The sequence below is a fragment of the Vibrio sp. AIC-3 genome (assembly GCF_013114515.1).
GTDB classification, from domain to species: domain Bacteria; phylum Pseudomonadota; class Gammaproteobacteria; order Enterobacterales; family Vibrionaceae; genus Vibrio; species Vibrio crassostreae_C.
The window spans coordinates 181,325-199,213 of record NZ_VTXG01000004.1 but is presented as its reverse complement, the minus strand read 5'-3'; the positions used below and the strand labels follow the sequence as shown (position 1 = coordinate 199,213).

The following is a 17,889-nucleotide window of genomic DNA, read 5'->3' as shown; positions in this document are numbered from 1 at the left end:
TGGATAAAAAAACAGTAAACAAAAAGGGCGACTCAAAGAGTCGCCCTTTCTAAAATCAGTAACGTTAGTGATTAACCAGTCGTTATGCTTCTTTCTTGGTCGAGTGTTTACCTAGCTCGATTTGCTGCTGGTCTTTCTTGTATAGGTTTTCGAAGCAGTAGTTTGTTGCTTCGATATAGCCTTCAACACTACCACAGTCAAAACGTTGGCCTTTAAATTTGTAAGCCAATACACAGCCTGCTTTTGCCTGTTTTAGCAATGCATCAGTGATCTGGATTTCGCCGCCTTTACCTGGTTCTGTCTGCTCGATTAATTCAAAGATATCTGGAGTCAGAATATAACGACCAATGATCGCTAGGTTGCTTGGTGCTGTACCTTGCTCTGGCTTCTCTACCATGTCATCAACTCGGAAAAGGTCATCTTTGATCATTTCGCCAGAGATAACACCGTACTTGTGAGTCTCTTCTTCTGGAACTTCTTGTACAGCAACAATAGAACAGCGGAACTGTTTGTATAGCGCAACCATCTGAGCTAGCACGCCTTGTTGCTCGTTCACACAAAGGTCATCAGCAAGTACTACTGCGAACGGTTCATCGCCTACAAGTTCGCGACCCGTTAAAATAGCATGGCCAAGGCCTTTCATCTCACGTTGACGAATGTAGGTGAAGTTTGCCGCTTCAATCGTTTCACGGATATTAACCAATAGGTCTTCTTTATTGGTGCCGCTAATCTGGTGCTCAAGCTCGTAGTTTTTATCAAAGTGATCCATGATCGAGTGCTTACCACGTCCAGTAACGATGCACATTCCATCCATACCAGCTTCGATAGCTTCCTCTACACCGTATTCAATCAGAGGTTTGTTTACTACAGGCATCATTTCTTTAGGCATTGACTTGGTTGCAGGTAAAAAACGTGTACCGTAGCCAGCTGCCGGGAAAAGGCACTTTTTGATCATGATAAGACCCTTTATCTATAATAATTATTGATTCAACCTGAGTGGTTGATATTTCTGAGGGCAACTCTAGCATAAGTTATGTCGAAAATTCAGCAACAATAGCCATGGTTTACTAGAGCTTCCCTCAAAATTATCGTCAGACTAAGAGGTGGGTCGATTATGCAAGCAGGTTCTGGTTTGCCCATGCTATCGCTTGAACTCTATTTTTTACCGCAAGCTTACGGAATATTTGATAGAGGTGAGATTTAACCGTGAACTCACTAATAAACAAGTCATCGGCGATTTGTGTGTTTGAAGACCCGGATTGAAGACAGCGAATCACCTGGATCTCACGAATGGTTAAATCAACATTGGTTGGTGTGGTGTTGGTATTGACCATATTGCGATAATAAAACAACAGTTGATTGGTTACCTTCCTTGGCAGCCAGTTATCGCCATCAATGACTTCTTGAAGACCACGAGCAATCTTGTCCTTTTGTTCAGTGTTGTAAAAGAGTCCTTTTAGTACCCCATAGGTAAGAAGCTCTGAGGTTGGAAGTTGCTGGGGGACATTGAATAAAATGATTTCGTGATTTTTCCACATAACAGTCAGGTTAGGACAAATAATCAGTAGTTGTGGTACCTCTCTGTAATCGACGAGCAAGATCCGGTTACTCCGCTTTCTATCAACTAGCATTAATTCGTCGGGTGTCATTTTGTAGAGAACAATAGATAAATGCTTTTCTATCTCTTTTACATGTAGATAGGTATCGTTTGGGTCGATGCACAGAAAGTGTAAAGTGCGAGCGTATCTTGATTTTCTCATTGAAACGTCCTGTTTGAGTGGGATTAGATTCCACGTTGTCATGCAGGCTTTAGCTTCTCTAGCGCCTTGATAGTGACTTGCGTTGAATATCAATTATCAAAGTAAATGAGTGGTTTGTAAGTGGAGAAAAAAGCAACATCGCTCTGAATATCATGATTTGTTACGTTTTTATTCTTTGTAGTGAGGAGAGAATAGGAATGCGATTTATCACTGTAGAAAAGCATGCTATTCTTGTGCGCTAAAATTTTCTGAGACTATGAATTTAGACGGAGCAAATCATGGCTAGCCGTGGAGTTAACAAAGTTATATTAGTGGGTAACCTAGGTAATGACCCTGAAATTCGTTACATGCCAAATGGCGGCGCAGTAGCGAACATTACCATTGCAACGTCAGAGTCATGGCGTGATAAAGCAACTGGCGAGCAGCGTGAAAAAACAGAATGGCACCGTGTTGCTCTGTTTGGCAAGCTTGCGGAAGTTGCTGGTGAGTACCTACGTAAAGGTTCTCAAGTTTACATTGAAGGTCAACTTCAAACTCGTAAATGGCAAGATCAAAGCGGTCAAGATCGCTACACAACTGAAGTGGTTGTTCAAGGCTTCAATGGTGTAATGCAAATGCTTGGCGGCCGTGCTCAAGGTGGTGCTCCTGCTCAAGGTGGCATGGGTAACAACCAACAGCAAGGTGGTTGGGGTCAGCCACAGCAGCCACAGCAACAACAATACAGTGCTCCCGCTCAACAGCAGCCAAAAGCACCTCAACAAGCTCCTCAGCAGGCTCAACCTCAATATAATGAGCCGCCAATGGATTTTGATGATGACATCCCATTTTAATCCCTGTTTTTAATATATTATAAAGACAGTATTAAATTGGAAAAAGCCGCGTTCATCGCGGCTTTTTGTTACCTACAATTCTTAACGCTTTATTTACAACGTCAATTTATAGTATAAGTAGCAATACGGTATAATGTGAGTTGAAAAGGATTTCGTTATTCATGAGATATACCCCGACACTAAAATTGAGCACTCGATTGGTCGCATTTGTCACCGTGATAGTGATCAGCGCGATGTTCATTCTTTTTATTGGTGGCACACTTTCCTTTAAGCGTATTGGACAGGAATATTTAGACCATTATTTGGTTGGCATTGTCGACGTTGTAGATAAAGAGATGGAAGACCCTGACGCCGCGTATTCAATGCAGCGTTGGATGCCTAAGATGTTGCAGGCGAGCAATATTGTTGAGATGAAACTCTCGAACAAGACCGGCATCGTTTATCGTTTCAAAGATACCTCCCCACAAATTGATCCCAATCGTCTTTATGAGAAAAGCTTCATTTTAGAGCGTAATCAAGGCTACCGAATCGAATTTAAAGCACTTCCTCCTTATATTGGCTACAACTACTCAATGGAAGCGATGTGGTCAATTACTTTGGCTGTCGCATTGGTTCTGTTCTGTCTTGCTCGCGGTGTTCGTTGGTTGAAAGAACAACTCATGGGTTCTGAAATCTTGGAAGAGCGAGGAAGAATGATCTTGGCCGGTCAGGTTGAAGCTCATGCAAAGGGAGATGAGCGAGAGTGGCCTTATACCGCAAGCGAAGCCTTAGATGTATTGATTGAAGAGCTACAAGATGCTCGTCAAGAACGAAGTCGCTTTGATACCTTTATTCGTACCCATACTTTCCTAGATAAACTCACGGGAACGGCAAACCGAGTTTTATTCGATAATAAGCTGGAATCGGCACTGCATGAAAGTGGTGCTCGAGGCGGTGTGTTACTGATACGTATCGACGAATGGGAGCAAGTTAGTGATGCTAACGATAAGCAAACCACAGACGGCTTTATTATTGAAGTCGGTGAAGTACTGTCGAATATCGTTCAACGCTATCCCGATGTCATTTTTTCTCGCTATTACGAAGCGGACTTTGCTGTATTTATCCCTCATCAGGGCGCAAAAGATATTGCGACCTTGGCTGCTCAGTGTTTAAGGCAGTTAGATAAGCTAACTCCGCCAGAGCCTTTAGAGTCGGATAACTGGTGTCATATTGGTGTGACCATGTATACCGAAGGTGAGCGTCATAGCCAGATCATGGATGAAACGGAAACGGCACTAAAGAGTGCTCAGTTAGAGCGTATTAATAACTGGAGCCGTTACCCGAAAGAGAATAAGAATGAGCTTGATAGAGGCAGTGTTCGTTGGAGAACATTACTTGATAAAGCGCTGCTTCCTGAAAATTTAGTAATCTTTGCTCAGCGGTGTTATCTTATGCCGGAATCTGGTCAAGTTAATGAATTACATAGAGAAATATTTACTAGAATTCAGGATCCTGACAAAGGTTTATTGAAATCGTCTCGATTTATGCCTGCGGTAGAGCAAGTGGGTTATCAAGCTCAAATGGACCAATCGGTTCTAAAGGTTGTGTTGAAATCGTTGAAAGAATCAACTCAACCTATCAACTATTCAGTGAATCTGAATGTTACCCCGTTTGCTAATAAACAGCACTTTAAGTGGTTTAGGAGTGAGTTGTTACAGCTCTCTGCTCAACACCGCTCTCAGCTTGCGTTTGAGTTTCCAGAAGGGCACTTGATTGCTCATCTTGATTATATGAGACCGGTGGCAAAGATGTTGCGAGGTTTAGGGTGTAAAGTTGTGGTTGGCCAAGCTGGGCGAACCATTGTTAGCACTCACTATATAAAGGATTTGAAGGTTAATTATATTAAGCTTCATCGAAGCCTAATAAAGAAAATCGACCAAAGGCATGAGAACCAACTGTTTGTTCGAAGCTTAATTGGGGCGTGTGGTGATTCTCCAACTCAAGTTATTGCCGTTGGAGTCGAGACAAAACAAGAAAAGAATACCTTGATAGAGTTAGGCATTAACGGCTATCAAGGGAGATATTTCGACGAAGAACAACAAATTATCCCTTTGCCTAATCAAGCAGAAAAAGCCGCGAAAGCGGAATCTGTTGTCAAAGTTGGACGAAGAAATCGATGGCGTAAGAGTAGTAGTTAAGAATGAATTTTAAAGCGATTTTAGACAAAATAAAGCCAACGAATAATAAAGGTAGCTCGCAAGTTGTCTTGCTGGGCAATGACGCCATTTATATTTCATCGACAGAACAAGATCCTCAAGTAGCCAGCATTCCCGTGGTTAATGGGGACTGGGAGAGTGCGCTAAAAAAATCGCTTAGCAGTGAGGCGTTTACCAGTAATAGCGTCCAACTGATTGTCTGTGCTAACTACTACCAAACCTACCAAATTGATAAACCGGACATTCCAGAGAGTGAATGGTCGGTAGCACTGCCTTTTTTACTCAAAGATCTTGTTTCAGAAAGAGTCACGGAAATTACTGCGAGTGCGGTCGCGTTACCAACGTCGAACAAGCTGCAAGTATATGTCCTGCCTAAAAAGCTGTTGGACAAGCTTTTGAATATCACTAATTCGGCTCAGGTTGAATTAATAGGTGTTGCTCCTGAAGATGAAATCTGGGGTTACAGTGCAGGCGAACTGTCTAATTTCATTCTTTTACAACGTAGCGTCAATTCACACTTTAAATTGGGTGCGTTTGTCGAAAATACCGTTTGTTTTCAAAGAACCATCCGCAGTGTTGTGCCACCTTTAACGGGTGTTGCGTCAAGTGCTCTGCAGTTAGATGGCCTCGCTTTAGAGCTTCAACGCTCGATTGATTACCTTTCTTCTCAAATTAAAGGCACCCAGCTTCACCAGCTTAAAATCTGTTGTGACGAAGAAGATGAAGCAGAGTTACAAAGTGCCTTAAACAGTACATTGAGCTCGACAGTTTCACTGTTGGTTGAAGGTGAGCGTGATAATTCAGAGTGTTTGTTGCTTAAACTTGCAGCTGAAAAAGAGACGTTTAAGGTCAATCTTTACCCTGAACACCTTAAGCCTAAAAAAGAATATTTTACGCTGACCAATGTTGTTGCGAGCTGGGGAGTAATTTGTGTTTTGATGCTTGGTAGTTACTTCGCAATGCAGTATCAAGTTTCTAATCTAGATAAAGAGCTAACAGCCCTGCAACAAGACTCGAATCAACTTAACAAGCAAGTTAACCAATTGAATAGTAAGTTAACTCAGCATAAACCGTCTCCAGAGAAAGTCGCGGCGGTTGCGCGTCTCAAACGTGAGACTGAGGCTAAAAAAGAGGCTTTGAAGGCTGTTGGACAATACGACGAATCCCAACAAGTCGGGTATTCTGGCGTCATGAATTCCTTAGCTAAATTAGGCCGAAATGACATTTCTCTTTCGCACATCTACATGACCCACGATACTTTAGATCTTAGTGGCTTGGCTCGTAACGCAAATGTCGTTCCGAACTGGATTGGTCAGTTTAAAAGTGAGCTTAATTTAGTCGGACGCACTTTTGAAAAACTAAAAATTGGCCGTAATGATCAGGATGTGGTGACGTTTGAGCTAAGTACTCGTCGGGAGAGTAAATAATGCAGCAGTGGAACCAGCTGAGCGATAAGTTTCTTGCATTAAGTCAAAGAGAAAAATGGCTACTTTTTGTGTGTGGTTTTGTTGGCCTATCGATGTTGTTGTTCACCTTATTGGTTGAGCCTGCGTATCTTGATCTACAAGCTAAAAATGCCAAGGCGAGCAGCCTGACTCAATCGAATCAAAGGCAGCAAGGTGAGTTACTTGTTCTGCAAGCTCAGTTAAACAAAGACCCAGACAAAGAAATTAATCGAGAGTACAAAAAGCTGCTGGTGGAGAGCCAAGATCTCTCTCTTCAGCTTTCTCAGATTGTTGATGGATTAATCACACCTTCTCAAATGTCGCAGTTACTGGAGAGCGTTCTTAACGCCGGTAATGGACTAAAGCTTGAATCGCTAGAGTCATTAAAACCAGAAGCGATTTCGAACAATAAAGAGACCAGCGAATATTCAGGCTACTTTCTTCACCCTGTAAGAATGGAGCTAACCGGCAGTTACTTTGATATCTCAGCTTACCTTCAAGCACTTGAGTCTCTACCTGTGAGTTACTACTGGCGCACATTTGAATACTCAGTAGAAGAATATCCTAAAGCTCGACTGGTGTTCGAGGTTTACACATTAGGTACTAGACAGGAGTTTATCGGTGGTTAGAACTCTTTTGTTGACCTTGCTATTTAGTAGCTCTTTTGTGTGGGCTGAGCAAGATCCCACGGCGCCATTAGGCTGGCTTTCACCTCAACAGAAAACGGCGCCAGCTAAGAAAGCACCAACTCGTTATCGCTTGCCTTCTTTAGAAAGCATCGTGTGTAAGGGAGATACGCCTTGCTATGCGATTATGAATGGTCAGATTCTCGGACAAGGGGAAACGATCAGAGGGTACCGAGTTAAGAACATAGATCCAGAATACGTCACTCTGCAGAGAAGCTCTAAGCAGTGGAAATTAGAGATGTTCTCTTTAGATGTTAAGAATAATTAAGGTTAGAGTGAAGACATGCGTAAACTTGTAGTAGCAATCCTAGTGTCATCTTTAGTCGGCTGTTCGATGGGGCATAGAGATCCTGTTGAGATTAAAGAGTCTTTAAACGAATCAATTAATGAAGCCAATAGCAGAGCGCTTCATGAGCTGCCTTCGTCGGTTCAAGATGACCTTATGCCTCAGCTTAATTCTGACTCGATGTCTCCGGGGATGGAAACGGTTAAGCGTTTTCGTATTCAGGCAAAAGGCGTTGAAGCGAGAACTTTTTTTGCCAGCTTAGTGAAAGGTACGGAATATAGTGCGGCTATTCACCCAAGTGTGTCTGGAAACCTTACGCTTAATCTAACGGACGTGACGTTAGATGAGGTACTGGCTGTTGCTCAAGATATGTATGGCTACGATATTGAAAAGCGTGGCAAAGTGATTCAAGTTTATCCTGCCGGTCTTCGCACCGTAACGATCCCTGTCGATTACTTACAAGTTAAGCGTTCTGGTCGCTCACTAACGACGATCACCACCGGTACGATCTCTAACTCAGATTCGAATTCATCGAGCTCTTCAAACTCGAACTCAAACTCGTCAAATTCATCTAACTCTTCTAATTCATCAAACTCGACATCGAATGGTGGTACAGAGATTGAAACGACCTCTGAAAGTGATTTTTGGCCACAGCTTGAAGCGGCGGTTGCTCACTTAATTGGCTCGGGCGATGGGCAAAGCGTTGTCGTGACCCCGCAAGCGAGTGTGATTACAGTGCGTGCTTACCCTGACGAAATTCGTGAGGTTCGAGAGTTCTTAGGTATTTCTCAAAAACGCCTGCAGCGTCAAGTTATCCTAGAAGCCAAAATCATGGAAGTAACCTTGAGTGATGGTTACCAACAAGGTATTAGCTGGTCTAATTTATCTAAGTCGATTGGCAGCGGCGGTGTGGTAATTGATCGACCTGGTGGAACTTTGCCTCCATTAGATGCGATCAGCTCTTTGTTAGGCGGGCAAACCAACGTAACGATCTCAGATGGCAGTTTTGAAGCGGTATTGAGCTTTATGGATACTCAAGGTGACCTGAACGTTCTATCAAGCCCACGAGTCACAGCTGCAAACAACCAGAAAGCGGTTATCAAAGTGGGTACTGACGAATACTACGTGACGGATTTATCTAGCGCGGTAGGCAGTGGTGACAACGCGAACGTCGCACCTGAGGTTGAGTTAACTCCGTTCTTTTCGGGTATCTCCTTAGATGTGACCCCTCAGATAGATGATAAAGGTAGCGTATTCTTACATGTTCACCCAGCCGTTATTGAGGTCGAGGAAGAAGTGAAAGAGCTCAACCTTGGTTCTACAACGGGTGTGGTGCAGCTTCCTTTGGCGAAAAGCTCTATTCGTGAGTCTGACTCAGTGATTCGAGCTCGAGATGGCGATGTGGTTGTTATTGGTGGTTTGATGAAATCCAACACCAGTGATGTGACCTCTAAAGTTCCATTCCTCGGTGATATTCCAGCCTTAGGTCATTTGTTCCGTAACACCAATCAGTTAACGCAAAAAACTGAACTCGTGATCTTGCTTAAGCCAACGATCGTGGGTGTGAATACTTGGCAAAATGAGTTGGAGCGTTCACGTGATCTTCTTCAACAGTGGTTCCCTGATGAAGAGTAATTGCTTATTTTCTCTATATAGAGTGGCAGTGTCTCACTAAGCCAGGTCGTCGTATGTATCAAGCTCACTTTGGTTTTGAACAACTGCCATTTACCTTAACGCCGAATACCGATTTCTTCTATGGTTTAGCGCCTCATTTCGAAGCGATTCAGACGGTAATCTCGGCGTTGGAAATGGGCGAGGGCGTGATTAAGGTGACCGGAGAGGTAGGCACTGGAAAAACCATGGTTTGCCGGATGTTGGTCAATCACCTACATGACTGTACAGCTCTGATCTACTTACCAAACCCTGTGTTATCAGGGGCAGACTTGCGCCAGGCGGTTGCAACAGAGCTTGGTTTAGCTGTCGATAATGAAGCAACCTTGGTTGATAACATTCAGCATAAGCTCATTGAATTGCACAATTCTGGTTTAAGAGTGGTGGCTATTCTTGATGAAGCTCAGGCTCTATCGGATGAAGCGCTCGAAACATTAAGGTTGTTTGGTAACCTTGAAACGGAAGATAAAAAACTGCTGCAGATTGTTCTATTAGGTCAGCCAGAATTGGATGCTCGATTAGAGGCTTATCACCTAAGGCAGTTTCGCCAAAGAATCACATTTAGTTCGACACTGAGACCGCTGAATCTCGATGAAACGGTGGCTTATATTGATAATCGAATCGCTAAATCTGGTGGCAGTCCTGAGTTATTCAGCTTGAATCAAAAAAAGGCGATCTGTCGTTCGTCGTTAGGTATCCCTAGATTGATAAACCAACTTTGCCATAAGGCTCTATTGCTTTCGTTCAGTGAAGATAAGAAAAGTATCGACAACCAACATCTTTTTTCAGCTATGCATGAAACGTACGATGTGTGTAAGCCTAAATTTAAAACGCCAATACTGTGGGGTTGGAATTAATTATGAGCGTCATTAACAACGCCTTGTCTGAATTGGCAAAGAAAAAGTCAGCGACTTCGATTGAAGCGGCAGTCGTACCTAAAGTAAAAACGCGTTCCCCCCTAGTTTGGGTTGTTGCAGGTTTTACTTTGAGCTTAGCGATGGGCGGTTGGGCGATATCGCAAGGCCCTGTGATTGATCAGTCTATTGTTGAGCAGTCAATCTCAACTCGAGATTTACAGGTTCAAGTCTCTGTCGTTGATGATTCAAATGGCATTCAGGGAGTTGCTCAACCTATCTCATCGCCAACTAAGAAATTGGTGACACTAGACTCTGCGATCCTTTCAACAGAAAACACTGCGATGGCAAAAAGCGCTCAATCTAAGCCTAGTGTTTCCGAATCAGTTGTTATGTCTGCCCCAAAAGCAACAAAACAACAAACACCGGCTAAACCTCTAAGCACGCCTAAAACGATTAGGACTGACATCCCCCAACCAGTTTACGTTGCTAGTGTGGCAAAAACAGTTTCAGCCTCTATCTCTAATGAGTCAGTAACTTCTGGTGGTTCAGAAAATAACGGAATGTTGATCGAACAGGTTGAGTTAACACCTGCGCAGTTATCTGTGAATGCACAAGGGCGCGCTCAAAAAGCGCTTGATGCGAATGATCTTACTGGTGCTCTGAAAGGCTACACTGAAGCTCTACGTTATACGCCACGAAATGAAGATGTCCGTCAGAAACTTGCGATTCTCTATTTTGGTAAAGGCGATACTCGCAAAGCCTATGAGCTTTATCAGTCTGGTATCAAGCTCAACATCAACAGTGAAAAATTGCGATTAGGGTTATCTAAACTGCTGGTTAAAGCGAATCAATCAGAAGCGGCGCTGAGCCCTTTAGTACACATGCCTCCGCATCCAACTCAAGAGTATCTAGCAATGCGTGCGGCGTTGAGCCAAAAATCACAGCAAGAAGAAATCGCACTGGAGAGTTATCAAAAGTTGGTTGAAGTCGATTCAGATAACGCTCGCTGGTGGTTAGGCTTAGCGATTCAGCAAGAACGTCAACTCGATTTCACAGCTGCTAAAGCGTCATACCAAGGTGCGTTAACCAGAGTCGGTATCTCATCTCAATCACAAAGCTTTGTGCGTGACCGGTTAAAAATACTCAATGCTTTAGAGGAGAGCGGCGATGCAAATTAGATTAAGAAAAAGACTTGGTGATTTGCTTGTCGAAGAAGGCATTATCACTGAGGCTCAAGTTGAACAAGCACTGGCCGCTCAGAAAAGTACTGGGCGTAAGCTGGGTGATGCGCTAATTGAGCTTGGCTTCTTGTCAGAACAGCAAATGCTGAGCTTTTTGTCGCAGCAGTTAGCGATTCCTCTTATTGATTTAAGCCGAGCCGTTGTCGATGTTGAAGCAGTACAGCTTTTACCCGAAGTACATGCTCGTCGCCTTCGTGCATTGGTTATTGGACGCCAAGGTGACACTTTGCGTGTTGCAATGAGCGACCCAGCCGATCTGTTTGCCCAAGAGTCTTTGCTTGGTCAGCTCGGCGATTACGCGCTGGAATTCGTTGTTGCTCAAGAAAGGCAATTGGTTGATGGCTTCGATCGCTATTATCGAAGAACCAAAGAGATTGCCTCGTTTGCTGAGCAACTTCACGCTGAACACCAAGTTAATGATGCCTTTGATTTCGATATCGCTGAAGAAGACAGTGATGAAGTTACCGTCGTTAAGCTGATCAACTCGCTATTTGAAGATGCTATTCAGGTTGGCGCTTCGGATATTCATATCGAGCCAGATTCAAACGTATTGCGTCTTCGTCAGCGTATTGATGGTGTGCTGCATGAAACATTGCTGAATGAGGTGAATATTGCTTCGGCACTTGTACTGCGCTTGAAGCTGATGGCAAACCTCGATATTTCAGAGAAACGTCTTCCTCAAGACGGCCGATTTAATATCCGAGCTAAAGGTCAGTCGGTTGATATTCGTATGTCGACCATGCCAGTACAGCACGGTGAATCAGTGGTTATGCGTCTTCTTAACCAATCAGCGGGCCTACGTAAACTAGAAGAGTCGGGCATACCGAGTGATCTGTTGGTTCGTCTGCGTCAACAATTGCGCCGTCCACATGGCATGATTTTGGTTACCGGCCCAACCGGCTCAGGTAAAACAACAACCTTATACGGCGCGTTAAGTGAATTAAACGAACCGGGTAAAAAGATCATTACTGCGGAAGACCCGGTGGAATACCGCCTTCCTCGTGTGAATCAAGTTCAGGTAAACCCTAAGATCAACCTCGATTTCTCGACTATCTTGAGAACCTTTCTACGTCAGGATCCCGATATCATTCTTATTGGTGAGATGCGTGACCATGAAACCGTTGAGATTGGTTTGAGAGCTGCACTGACCGGTCACTTAGTATTAAGTACGCTGCATACCAATGATGCGGTAGACAGTGCGTTGCGTATGATGGATATGGGTGCTCCAGGTTACTTGGTCGCGAGCGCGGTTCGAGCAGTAGTTGCACAGCGATTGGTTCGTAAAGTGTGTAACGATTGTAAGGTTGAAGATGAGCTAGATGAACCTCGCAAGCAATGGTTGAGCGTTCGCTTCCCAAATCAGGTGGGCGTGCCATTTATGAAAGGGCGTGGCTGTCAGAACTGTAACCTAACGGGTTATCGTGGGCGTATTGGTGTCTTTGAAATGTTGGAGCTAGAGCAAAACATGATGGATGCACTAAGAGCGAATGATGCGGTAGGTTTTGCTCAAACTGCGAGACAGTCTGAAAACTACAAGCCGCTGTTAGCTTCTGCGATGGAACTGGCCCTGCAAGGTGTCGTGAGTCTTGATGAGATAATGCATCTTGGCGAAGGTGATGCGTCCGGTGCCACTGACCCAATTTATCTGTAGGGGTAGAATGATATGCCAACGTATCGTTATGTAGGTCGCAGCTCTGATGGTAGCCAAGTAAGTGGGCAATTAGACGCGAATAACGAAGATCTTGCTGCTGAAAGCTTGATGAGTAAAGGGATCATTCCAACCTCTATCAAACTGGGCAAAAGTGGTGGTTCAGTCTTAGATATGGATGTATCGAGCCTGTTCTCTCCGAGTGTACCATTAGAGGTGTTGGTTCTGTTTTGTCGACAGTTATACAGCCTAACCAAAGCGGGTGTACCACTATTAAGATCGATGAAAGGCCTAACTCAAAACTGTGAAAATAAGCAGTTGAAAGCCGCCTTAGAAGAAGTGGTTGCAGAGTTAACTAATGGTCGTGGGTTGGCGGCGTCAATGCAGATGCACCCAAAGGTATTCAGTCCGTTGTTTGTCTCGATGATTGGCGTTGGTGAAAACACAGGCCGTCTAGATCAGGCTTTACTGCAATTAGCTGGATATTACGAACAAGAAGTTGAGACTCGCAAACGAATTAAGACTGCGATGCGTTACCCAACATTCGTGATCAGTTTTATCTTGATTGCAATGTTCATTCTTAACATCAAGGTTATTCCACAGTTCTCAAGCATGTTTGCGCGCTTTGGTGTCGACTTGCCGCTGCCTACTCGTATCTTGATTGGTATGTCTGAGTTCTTTGTGAATTACTGGGGCTTAATGCTTGGAGTGATCTTTGGTCTTATCTTCGCTTTTAAAGCTTGGGTGAAGACAGACAAAGGCTTGGAAAAGTGGGATCGATTACGCTTAAAAATGCCGGTCATTGGCGGGGTAGTGAATCGAGCACTGTTGTCACGCTTCTCGCGTACTTTTGCTTTGATGCTTAAAGCGGGTGTTCCACTGAACCAGTCGCTAGCGCTTTCGGCGGAAGCTTTAGATAACCGTTTTCTAGAGTTGCGAGTTAAAGCCATGAAATCGGCCATTGAAGCCGGTAGTACGGTTTCGTCGACCGCGATTAACAGCGAAATTTTCACACCGCTCGTGATACAAATGATCTCCGTCGGTGAAGAGACGGGTCGTATTGATGAGCTATTACTTGAAGTGGCTGATTTTTATGACCGCGAAGTCGATTACGATCTGAAAACCTTAACCGCCAGAATTGAACCCATTTTGTTAACCATCGTTGCAGGCATGGTGCTGATTTTGGCGCTAGGTATCTTCTTGCCGATGTGGGGAATGTTGGATGCGATCAAAGGCTAGGGAATGCTAAATAACCTACAACGCTCACGTTTTGTTATTTGGACAGTGGTTATTCTTTTTCTTATTGTCGGTGTGCTTTCGGCATTCAAAACGGTAGAAGAAGAAGCGACTAACACGGCATTTATCGTCGCGAGCAAGCGGATTTTAGAGCAAGCCAATTTGTTCAAACAGCAGTATTTGTTATCGGGTGCTGGGCAAGTAGAAGGCTCGGAACCCCCAAAGATCTACAGCAGAACTGGGTGGGTAATGCCTATCCAAGGTACGGAGCGAGACTGTAATTATTGGCTGGATCAATTATATCCTCAAGGGAGCATTTTAGGGCTAAGCTCTCCAAGAGTTGAAGATAAAAGTGATAACATACACTTTCACTGTAGTTATCATTATGCTGATAAATATCAGGTAGATATATTACTCGAAAGAGAAAGGTTTAGTGTAAAAGCCAATATTTTGGCTTTGTGAAAATATTGACAGTTTTTTTATGGTTTTATACGAGCGCGAATGTATAATGCGCGTTAATAATTAGATGAGTAGGTAGAAAATGCTTAAGAATCAAAAGGGTTTCTCCCTTGTCGAATTAGTCATAGTGATCGTGGTCGTTGGTTTATTGGCAGTGGCGGCTTTACCCCGCTTCTTAGATGTGACAGATGAGGCTAAAAAATCCAGTATTGAAGGCGTGGCTGGTGGTTTTGCAACCGCAGTATTATCAGCAAGAGCACAGTGGGAAGCAGAGGCTAGGCCATCAGAGAAGATAGGTGTTGAAACATACAATACTGTAAACTATGATGGTGTTGATTTTTGGTTAACAAGATCAAAAAACAGTAACAACGTCGAGACCGACTTTCGTGATGGCTATCCGTGGACTCTGAACAATAATTCGAGCACTGCTCCACAAGATATTTCAGATGAAACATGTTCTGAGTTGATGGAAAACTTGCTGCAAAACCCACCTAAAGTTGGTGCGGTTTCAGATATCGCTAATGACTCAAATTACAAATATTCAGCGCAAGCGAATTCAGGTGATGCAACCTGTACTTACGTTCAATTAGAAGGTAGTACCGAGCATGAATTTGTTTACGAAATTAAAACTGGTCGTGTGACCGTAACTTTGCAGTAAGTCTGCGTAAAATTAAACATAGAGAGAGCTTAACTATGAAAAGACAAGGCGGTTTCACCCTAATCGAACTAGTGGTTGTAATTGTTATTCTAGGTATTCTTGCTGTAACTGCGGCACCACGCTTCCTAAACCTGCAAGATGATGCGAAGAACTCGACATTGCAAGGTTTACGTGGGGCTATTTCTGGTGCTATGGGCATTTCTTATGGTAAAGCTGCAATTGAAGGTATCGAAGGGCAACAATATGTAGCGGCAAGCGCAGCAGCAACAACTATCGACGGGATTGCTCATTCTTTTGGTTACCCTATTGCAACTTCAGCTGGTATTGGCGCTACCATTGATCAATCAGGTGAGTTTGTAGAATTAAGCTCTACAGGTACTGTTGGTACTGACGCTACGCTTGTTTACGGTATTCAAAACTTCAATGGTAGCTGTGTAAGATACTCAGAAGCGACAGCGGCCAATGTTCCAGCTACAACTATTATTGTGGTTCCTGGTGAAGATAGCGAACCAAACACTGCGTGTGACTAATTAGTCTGCATTGTTTAAGGCCAGCACCTGCTGGCCTTTTTTCTATCTACTACACAAAAATATCAAAACTATTCATATACATAAGATCGTAAGTTTCGTTATCTTGTATAATCAGTATTCGCTAGGCAGTTAGAGGCTCATTATGGATAACAGCCCCATATCCAAAGGCTTTACTCTGGTAGAGCTGATCATCGTTATCATTATCCTCGGTATTATTTCAACGTTTGCCGCGAGTCGCTTCGTTGGTACTTCTAGCTATTCCACTTTTACTGCGCAAGAGCAAATTATCTCGGTGATTCGTCAGGTTCAAGTGAATCGCATTCAAACCAATATCCCCAACTTATACAATTACTGTAACGATACGAGTAACCTTGATCTTCAAAAACTTTGTCTGCGCAGCCGCATAACTATCAATGCTAGTTGTATTGGTAGTTCAAGAGGTTGCAGTGCTAGTGACCCTAACTCTCGGAGCGATTTAGTTGTAGCTGATCAAGTCTCGTTTAGTACTACACCTTCAGTGTCACAAATTACGTTTGATCTTCTCGGTAACCCGCTTGATACCGCCAGTAGTGGTGTGAGCATCTTGATTACCTCAGCGCAAAACCAAGCCAGTGTGTGTATCAATTCTCAAGGTTATGTGAGTGAAGGGGCGTGTCTATGATTCGCTCACGTGGTTTTACTCTGATTGAAAGTATTGTTGTGATTATCGTACTGGGTATTGCGATGGTGACGATTAGTAGTTTTTTAGCACCACAAGTGGCAAGTTCAGCAGACCCACAATATCAAAACCGTTCCGTGGCCTTAGGCCAGAGTTTGATGAATCAAATTTTAGCTCGCGGCTTTGATGAACACAGTGATTTTGATGGTGGTCTGGTGCGTTGTGGGGATGCAGGTGCGACTGCTTGTTCTGCGCCTAATGAACTTGGTGTTGATGGCTCAGAGGCAACGCCCGCTGCTTTTAATGATGTCGATGATTATATTGGCTGTTGGTACACCGATACCACTGAATCAGCATGTGTATCTCCTATTAAGTACCCACTTGCTAATATCCTAGATGAAAATATTGAAGGCAGTTATGCCAATTTTAGAGTTGAAGTCTCCGTATTTTACGATCAAAACATGGATGGTATTAACGATAATGCTATTGGCACGATGAAGCGTGTTGAGTTACAGATCTTTGGTGGCAACAACCGCTACAGCGTTATCGCTTACAAGGGGAACTACTGATGAAGCAACGTGGTTTTACCTTAATTGAGATGATTGTAACGATTGTCGTCGTAGGTGTGATTGGTTTAGCGATCGCAGGCTTTGTTGAATACGGCATGAAAGGTTATGTCGACACTATCGATAGACAAAAGGTGCAAGTAAAAGGGCAGTTTGTTGTTGAGAAAATGTCGCGAGAAATCAGTCACGCGGTCCCTAACAGTTTTGATTCGAGTATTACTCCGGCTTCGGTTTTTGCTCAAAAATGTCTTACTTTTTACGCTATTAAATACTCAGGCTTTTATCACCTTGATGAAGCGACAGATGAGCTGAATTTTATTATCGGCCAAGACTCCCCAATACTCGATGCAGATGATTTCCTTATTATCAACCCAACCGCGTACTCTGAGTTGGTGGCTGGTTCAACTAAGCGAATTCCAGTTTCGGGCTTGGTTTCAACCGGTAATGTATTTACGGCTCCTTCTATAAGTATTAGTAGCCACTCAATCGCTCAGCGCCACTATATCTACGATGAAAGTGCCTCTGTGAGTTACTGTTTAGTAAACGATACTATTCAGAATCAAGGTCTAATTCAGCGCAATGGAGTGACCGTTGCGGATAGCATCAATTATGCCGACAGTAATTTTCGTTACGAAGAGCCAAGTTTACAAAAAGGTGGCGTGATTCACATCGATCTTGTACTTGAGCAAAACAACGAAGTAAGTGTTTACCAACAAGATGTGCAGGTACTTAATGCGCCATAGTAAATCATCTCAAAAAGGCAGTGTTTTGGTCGTCGCAGTATTTGTTATTGTGGTGATGGGCTTCCTCGCGACTTCTTTAGTGCAAGTTCAGTGGTCAAATCACGATACATTGACACGTAAACAACTGGGAACTCAGGCTTGGCTTTTAGCGCATTCTGCAAATGAGTGGGCACTTACTCAAGTTTATCCATTAACTGTTTCGCCTGCGGTCTCAACCAGTGTGAGCACCGTGTGTAGTAACTTGAACTCAAATCAAGTGAGTAGTGGTATGTCGACCATCTGTACTGTTGACCAATTAACCTGCCGTCAAATTGGTACTTTAGATGGTGTTGGCTTTTTCAAAATTGAATCAACAGCCATTTGTGGTTCAGGTATTAACCAAGTGCAACGAATTCAAGAAGTTTGGGTGAGGGAGTGAGT

Annotated in this window: 19 protein-coding genes; 17 read left to right on the top strand and 2 right to left on the bottom strand. The window is 43.6% G+C overall.

Features of this window, described 5'->3' with window-relative positions; genetic code table 11:
- Positions 1-82: 82 nt before the first annotated feature.
- Both galU and F0229_RS05125 read right to left on the bottom strand, forming a co-directional pair.
- Positions 83-955 carry a UTP--glucose-1-phosphate uridylyltransferase GalU gene (gene galU, locus F0229_RS05130; RefSeq protein WP_017061340.1) on the bottom strand — a complete coding sequence of 291 codons (873 nt, stop codon included), beginning with the start codon at positions 953-955 and terminating at the stop codon, positions 83-85.
- Between the two features lie 157 nt (positions 956-1,112).
- The gene (locus F0229_RS05125) at positions 1,113-1,760 is read right to left on the bottom strand and encodes a LuxR C-terminal-related transcriptional regulator (protein ID WP_029235092.1); all 648 of its coding nucleotides are present in this window, start codon (positions 1,758-1,760) and stop codon (positions 1,113-1,115) included.
- A gap of 278 nt (positions 1,761-2,038) precedes the next feature.
- On the opposite strand from F0229_RS05125, the gene F0229_RS05120 reads away from it, so the two are divergent.
- The 17 genes from F0229_RS05120 (at position 2,039) to F0229_RS05040 (ending at position 17,887) form a co-directional block, all read left to right on the top strand.
- Positions 2,039-2,590, top strand: a complete 552-nt coding sequence (locus F0229_RS05120; RefSeq protein ID WP_017062970.1) for a single-stranded DNA-binding protein — start codon at positions 2,039-2,041, stop codon at positions 2,588-2,590.
- Between the two features lie 161 nt (positions 2,591-2,751).
- Positions 2,752-4,767 carry an RNase E specificity factor CsrD gene (gene csrD / locus F0229_RS05115; RefSeq protein ID WP_171732396.1) on the top strand — a complete coding sequence of 672 codons (2,016 nt, stop codon included), beginning with the start codon at positions 2,752-2,754 and terminating at the stop codon, positions 4,765-4,767.
- Positions 4,768-4,769: 2 nt separating this feature from the next.
- Positions 4,770-6,212: an MSHA biogenesis protein MshI gene (locus tag F0229_RS05110; protein WP_171732395.1), complete on the top strand. Its 1,443-nt coding sequence runs from the start codon at positions 4,770-4,772 to the stop codon at positions 6,210-6,212.
- Positions 6,212-6,859, top strand: coding sequence for a type 4a pilus biogenesis protein PilO (pilO, locus tag F0229_RS05105; RefSeq protein WP_017061345.1), 648 nt, complete (start codon positions 6,212-6,214; stop codon positions 6,857-6,859). Before F0229_RS05110 ends, pilO begins: the two co-directional genes overlap by 1 nt.
- Entirely contained in the window at positions 6,852-7,184 is a 333-nt protein-coding gene (locus F0229_RS05100; protein WP_171732394.1) for an MSHA biogenesis protein MshK, read from the top strand. The genes pilO and F0229_RS05100 overlap by 8 nt, the downstream gene beginning before the upstream one ends.
- A 15-nt stretch (positions 7,185-7,199) precedes the next feature.
- Complete coding sequence (mshL, locus tag F0229_RS05095; protein ID WP_017065932.1) at positions 7,200-8,837, top strand: pilus (MSHA type) biogenesis protein MshL; 1,638 nt, start codon at positions 7,200-7,202, stop codon at positions 8,835-8,837.
- Between the two features lie 53 nt (positions 8,838-8,890).
- The gene (locus F0229_RS05090) at positions 8,891-9,730 is read left to right on the top strand and encodes an ExeA family protein (protein WP_017061348.1); all 840 of its coding nucleotides are present in this window, start codon (positions 8,891-8,893) and stop codon (positions 9,728-9,730) included.
- A gap of 2 nt (positions 9,731-9,732) precedes the next feature.
- Entirely contained in the window at positions 9,733-10,908 is a 1,176-nt protein-coding gene (locus F0229_RS05085; protein ID WP_171732393.1) for a lipopolysaccharide assembly protein LapB, read from the top strand.
- Positions 10,898-12,622 (top strand): GspE/PulE family protein, encoded by a 1,725-nt coding sequence (locus tag F0229_RS05080; RefSeq protein WP_065676167.1) that lies wholly within the window; start codon positions 10,898-10,900, stop codon positions 12,620-12,622. The genes F0229_RS05085 and F0229_RS05080 overlap by 11 nt, the downstream gene beginning before the upstream one ends.
- Positions 12,623-12,634: 12 nt before the next feature.
- The gene (locus F0229_RS05075; protein ID WP_171732392.1) at positions 12,635-13,858 is read left to right on the top strand and encodes a type II secretion system F family protein; all 1,224 of its coding nucleotides are present in this window, start codon (positions 12,635-12,637) and stop codon (positions 13,856-13,858) included.
- A 3-nt stretch (positions 13,859-13,861) separates the two neighbouring features.
- Positions 13,862-14,317: an MSHA biogenesis protein MshF gene (locus F0229_RS05070; RefSeq protein ID WP_171732391.1), complete on the top strand. Its 456-nt coding sequence runs from the start codon at positions 13,862-13,864 to the stop codon at positions 14,315-14,317.
- Positions 14,318-14,396: 79 nt separating this feature from the next.
- A complete protein-coding gene (locus tag F0229_RS05065) occupies positions 14,397-14,972 on the top strand; it encodes a prepilin-type N-terminal cleavage/methylation domain-containing protein (protein ID WP_017061353.1) in 576 nt (191 codons plus the stop codon).
- A gap of 35 nt (positions 14,973-15,007) precedes the next feature.
- On the top strand, positions 15,008-15,502 hold the full coding sequence (locus F0229_RS05060; protein WP_171732390.1) for a type II secretion system protein: 495 nt from the start codon (positions 15,008-15,010) through the stop codon (positions 15,500-15,502).
- 142 nt (positions 15,503-15,644) lie between these two features.
- Complete coding sequence (locus tag F0229_RS05055; RefSeq protein ID WP_171732389.1) at positions 15,645-16,163, top strand: prepilin-type N-terminal cleavage/methylation domain-containing protein; 519 nt, start codon at positions 15,645-15,647, stop codon at positions 16,161-16,163.
- A complete protein-coding gene (locus F0229_RS05050) occupies positions 16,160-16,729 on the top strand; it encodes a prepilin-type N-terminal cleavage/methylation domain-containing protein (protein ID WP_171732388.1) in 570 nt (189 codons plus the stop codon). Before F0229_RS05055 ends, F0229_RS05050 begins: the two co-directional genes overlap by 4 nt.
- Positions 16,729-17,469 (top strand): prepilin-type N-terminal cleavage/methylation domain-containing protein, encoded by a 741-nt coding sequence (locus F0229_RS05045; RefSeq protein WP_171732387.1) that lies wholly within the window; start codon positions 16,729-16,731, stop codon positions 17,467-17,469. The genes F0229_RS05050 and F0229_RS05045 overlap by 1 nt, the downstream gene beginning before the upstream one ends.
- Positions 17,459-17,887, top strand: a complete 429-nt coding sequence (locus F0229_RS05040; protein WP_171732386.1) for an MSHA biogenesis protein MshP — start codon at positions 17,459-17,461, stop codon at positions 17,885-17,887. Before F0229_RS05045 ends, F0229_RS05040 begins: the two co-directional genes overlap by 11 nt.
- The last annotated feature ends 2 nt before the right edge of the window (positions 17,888-17,889 follow it).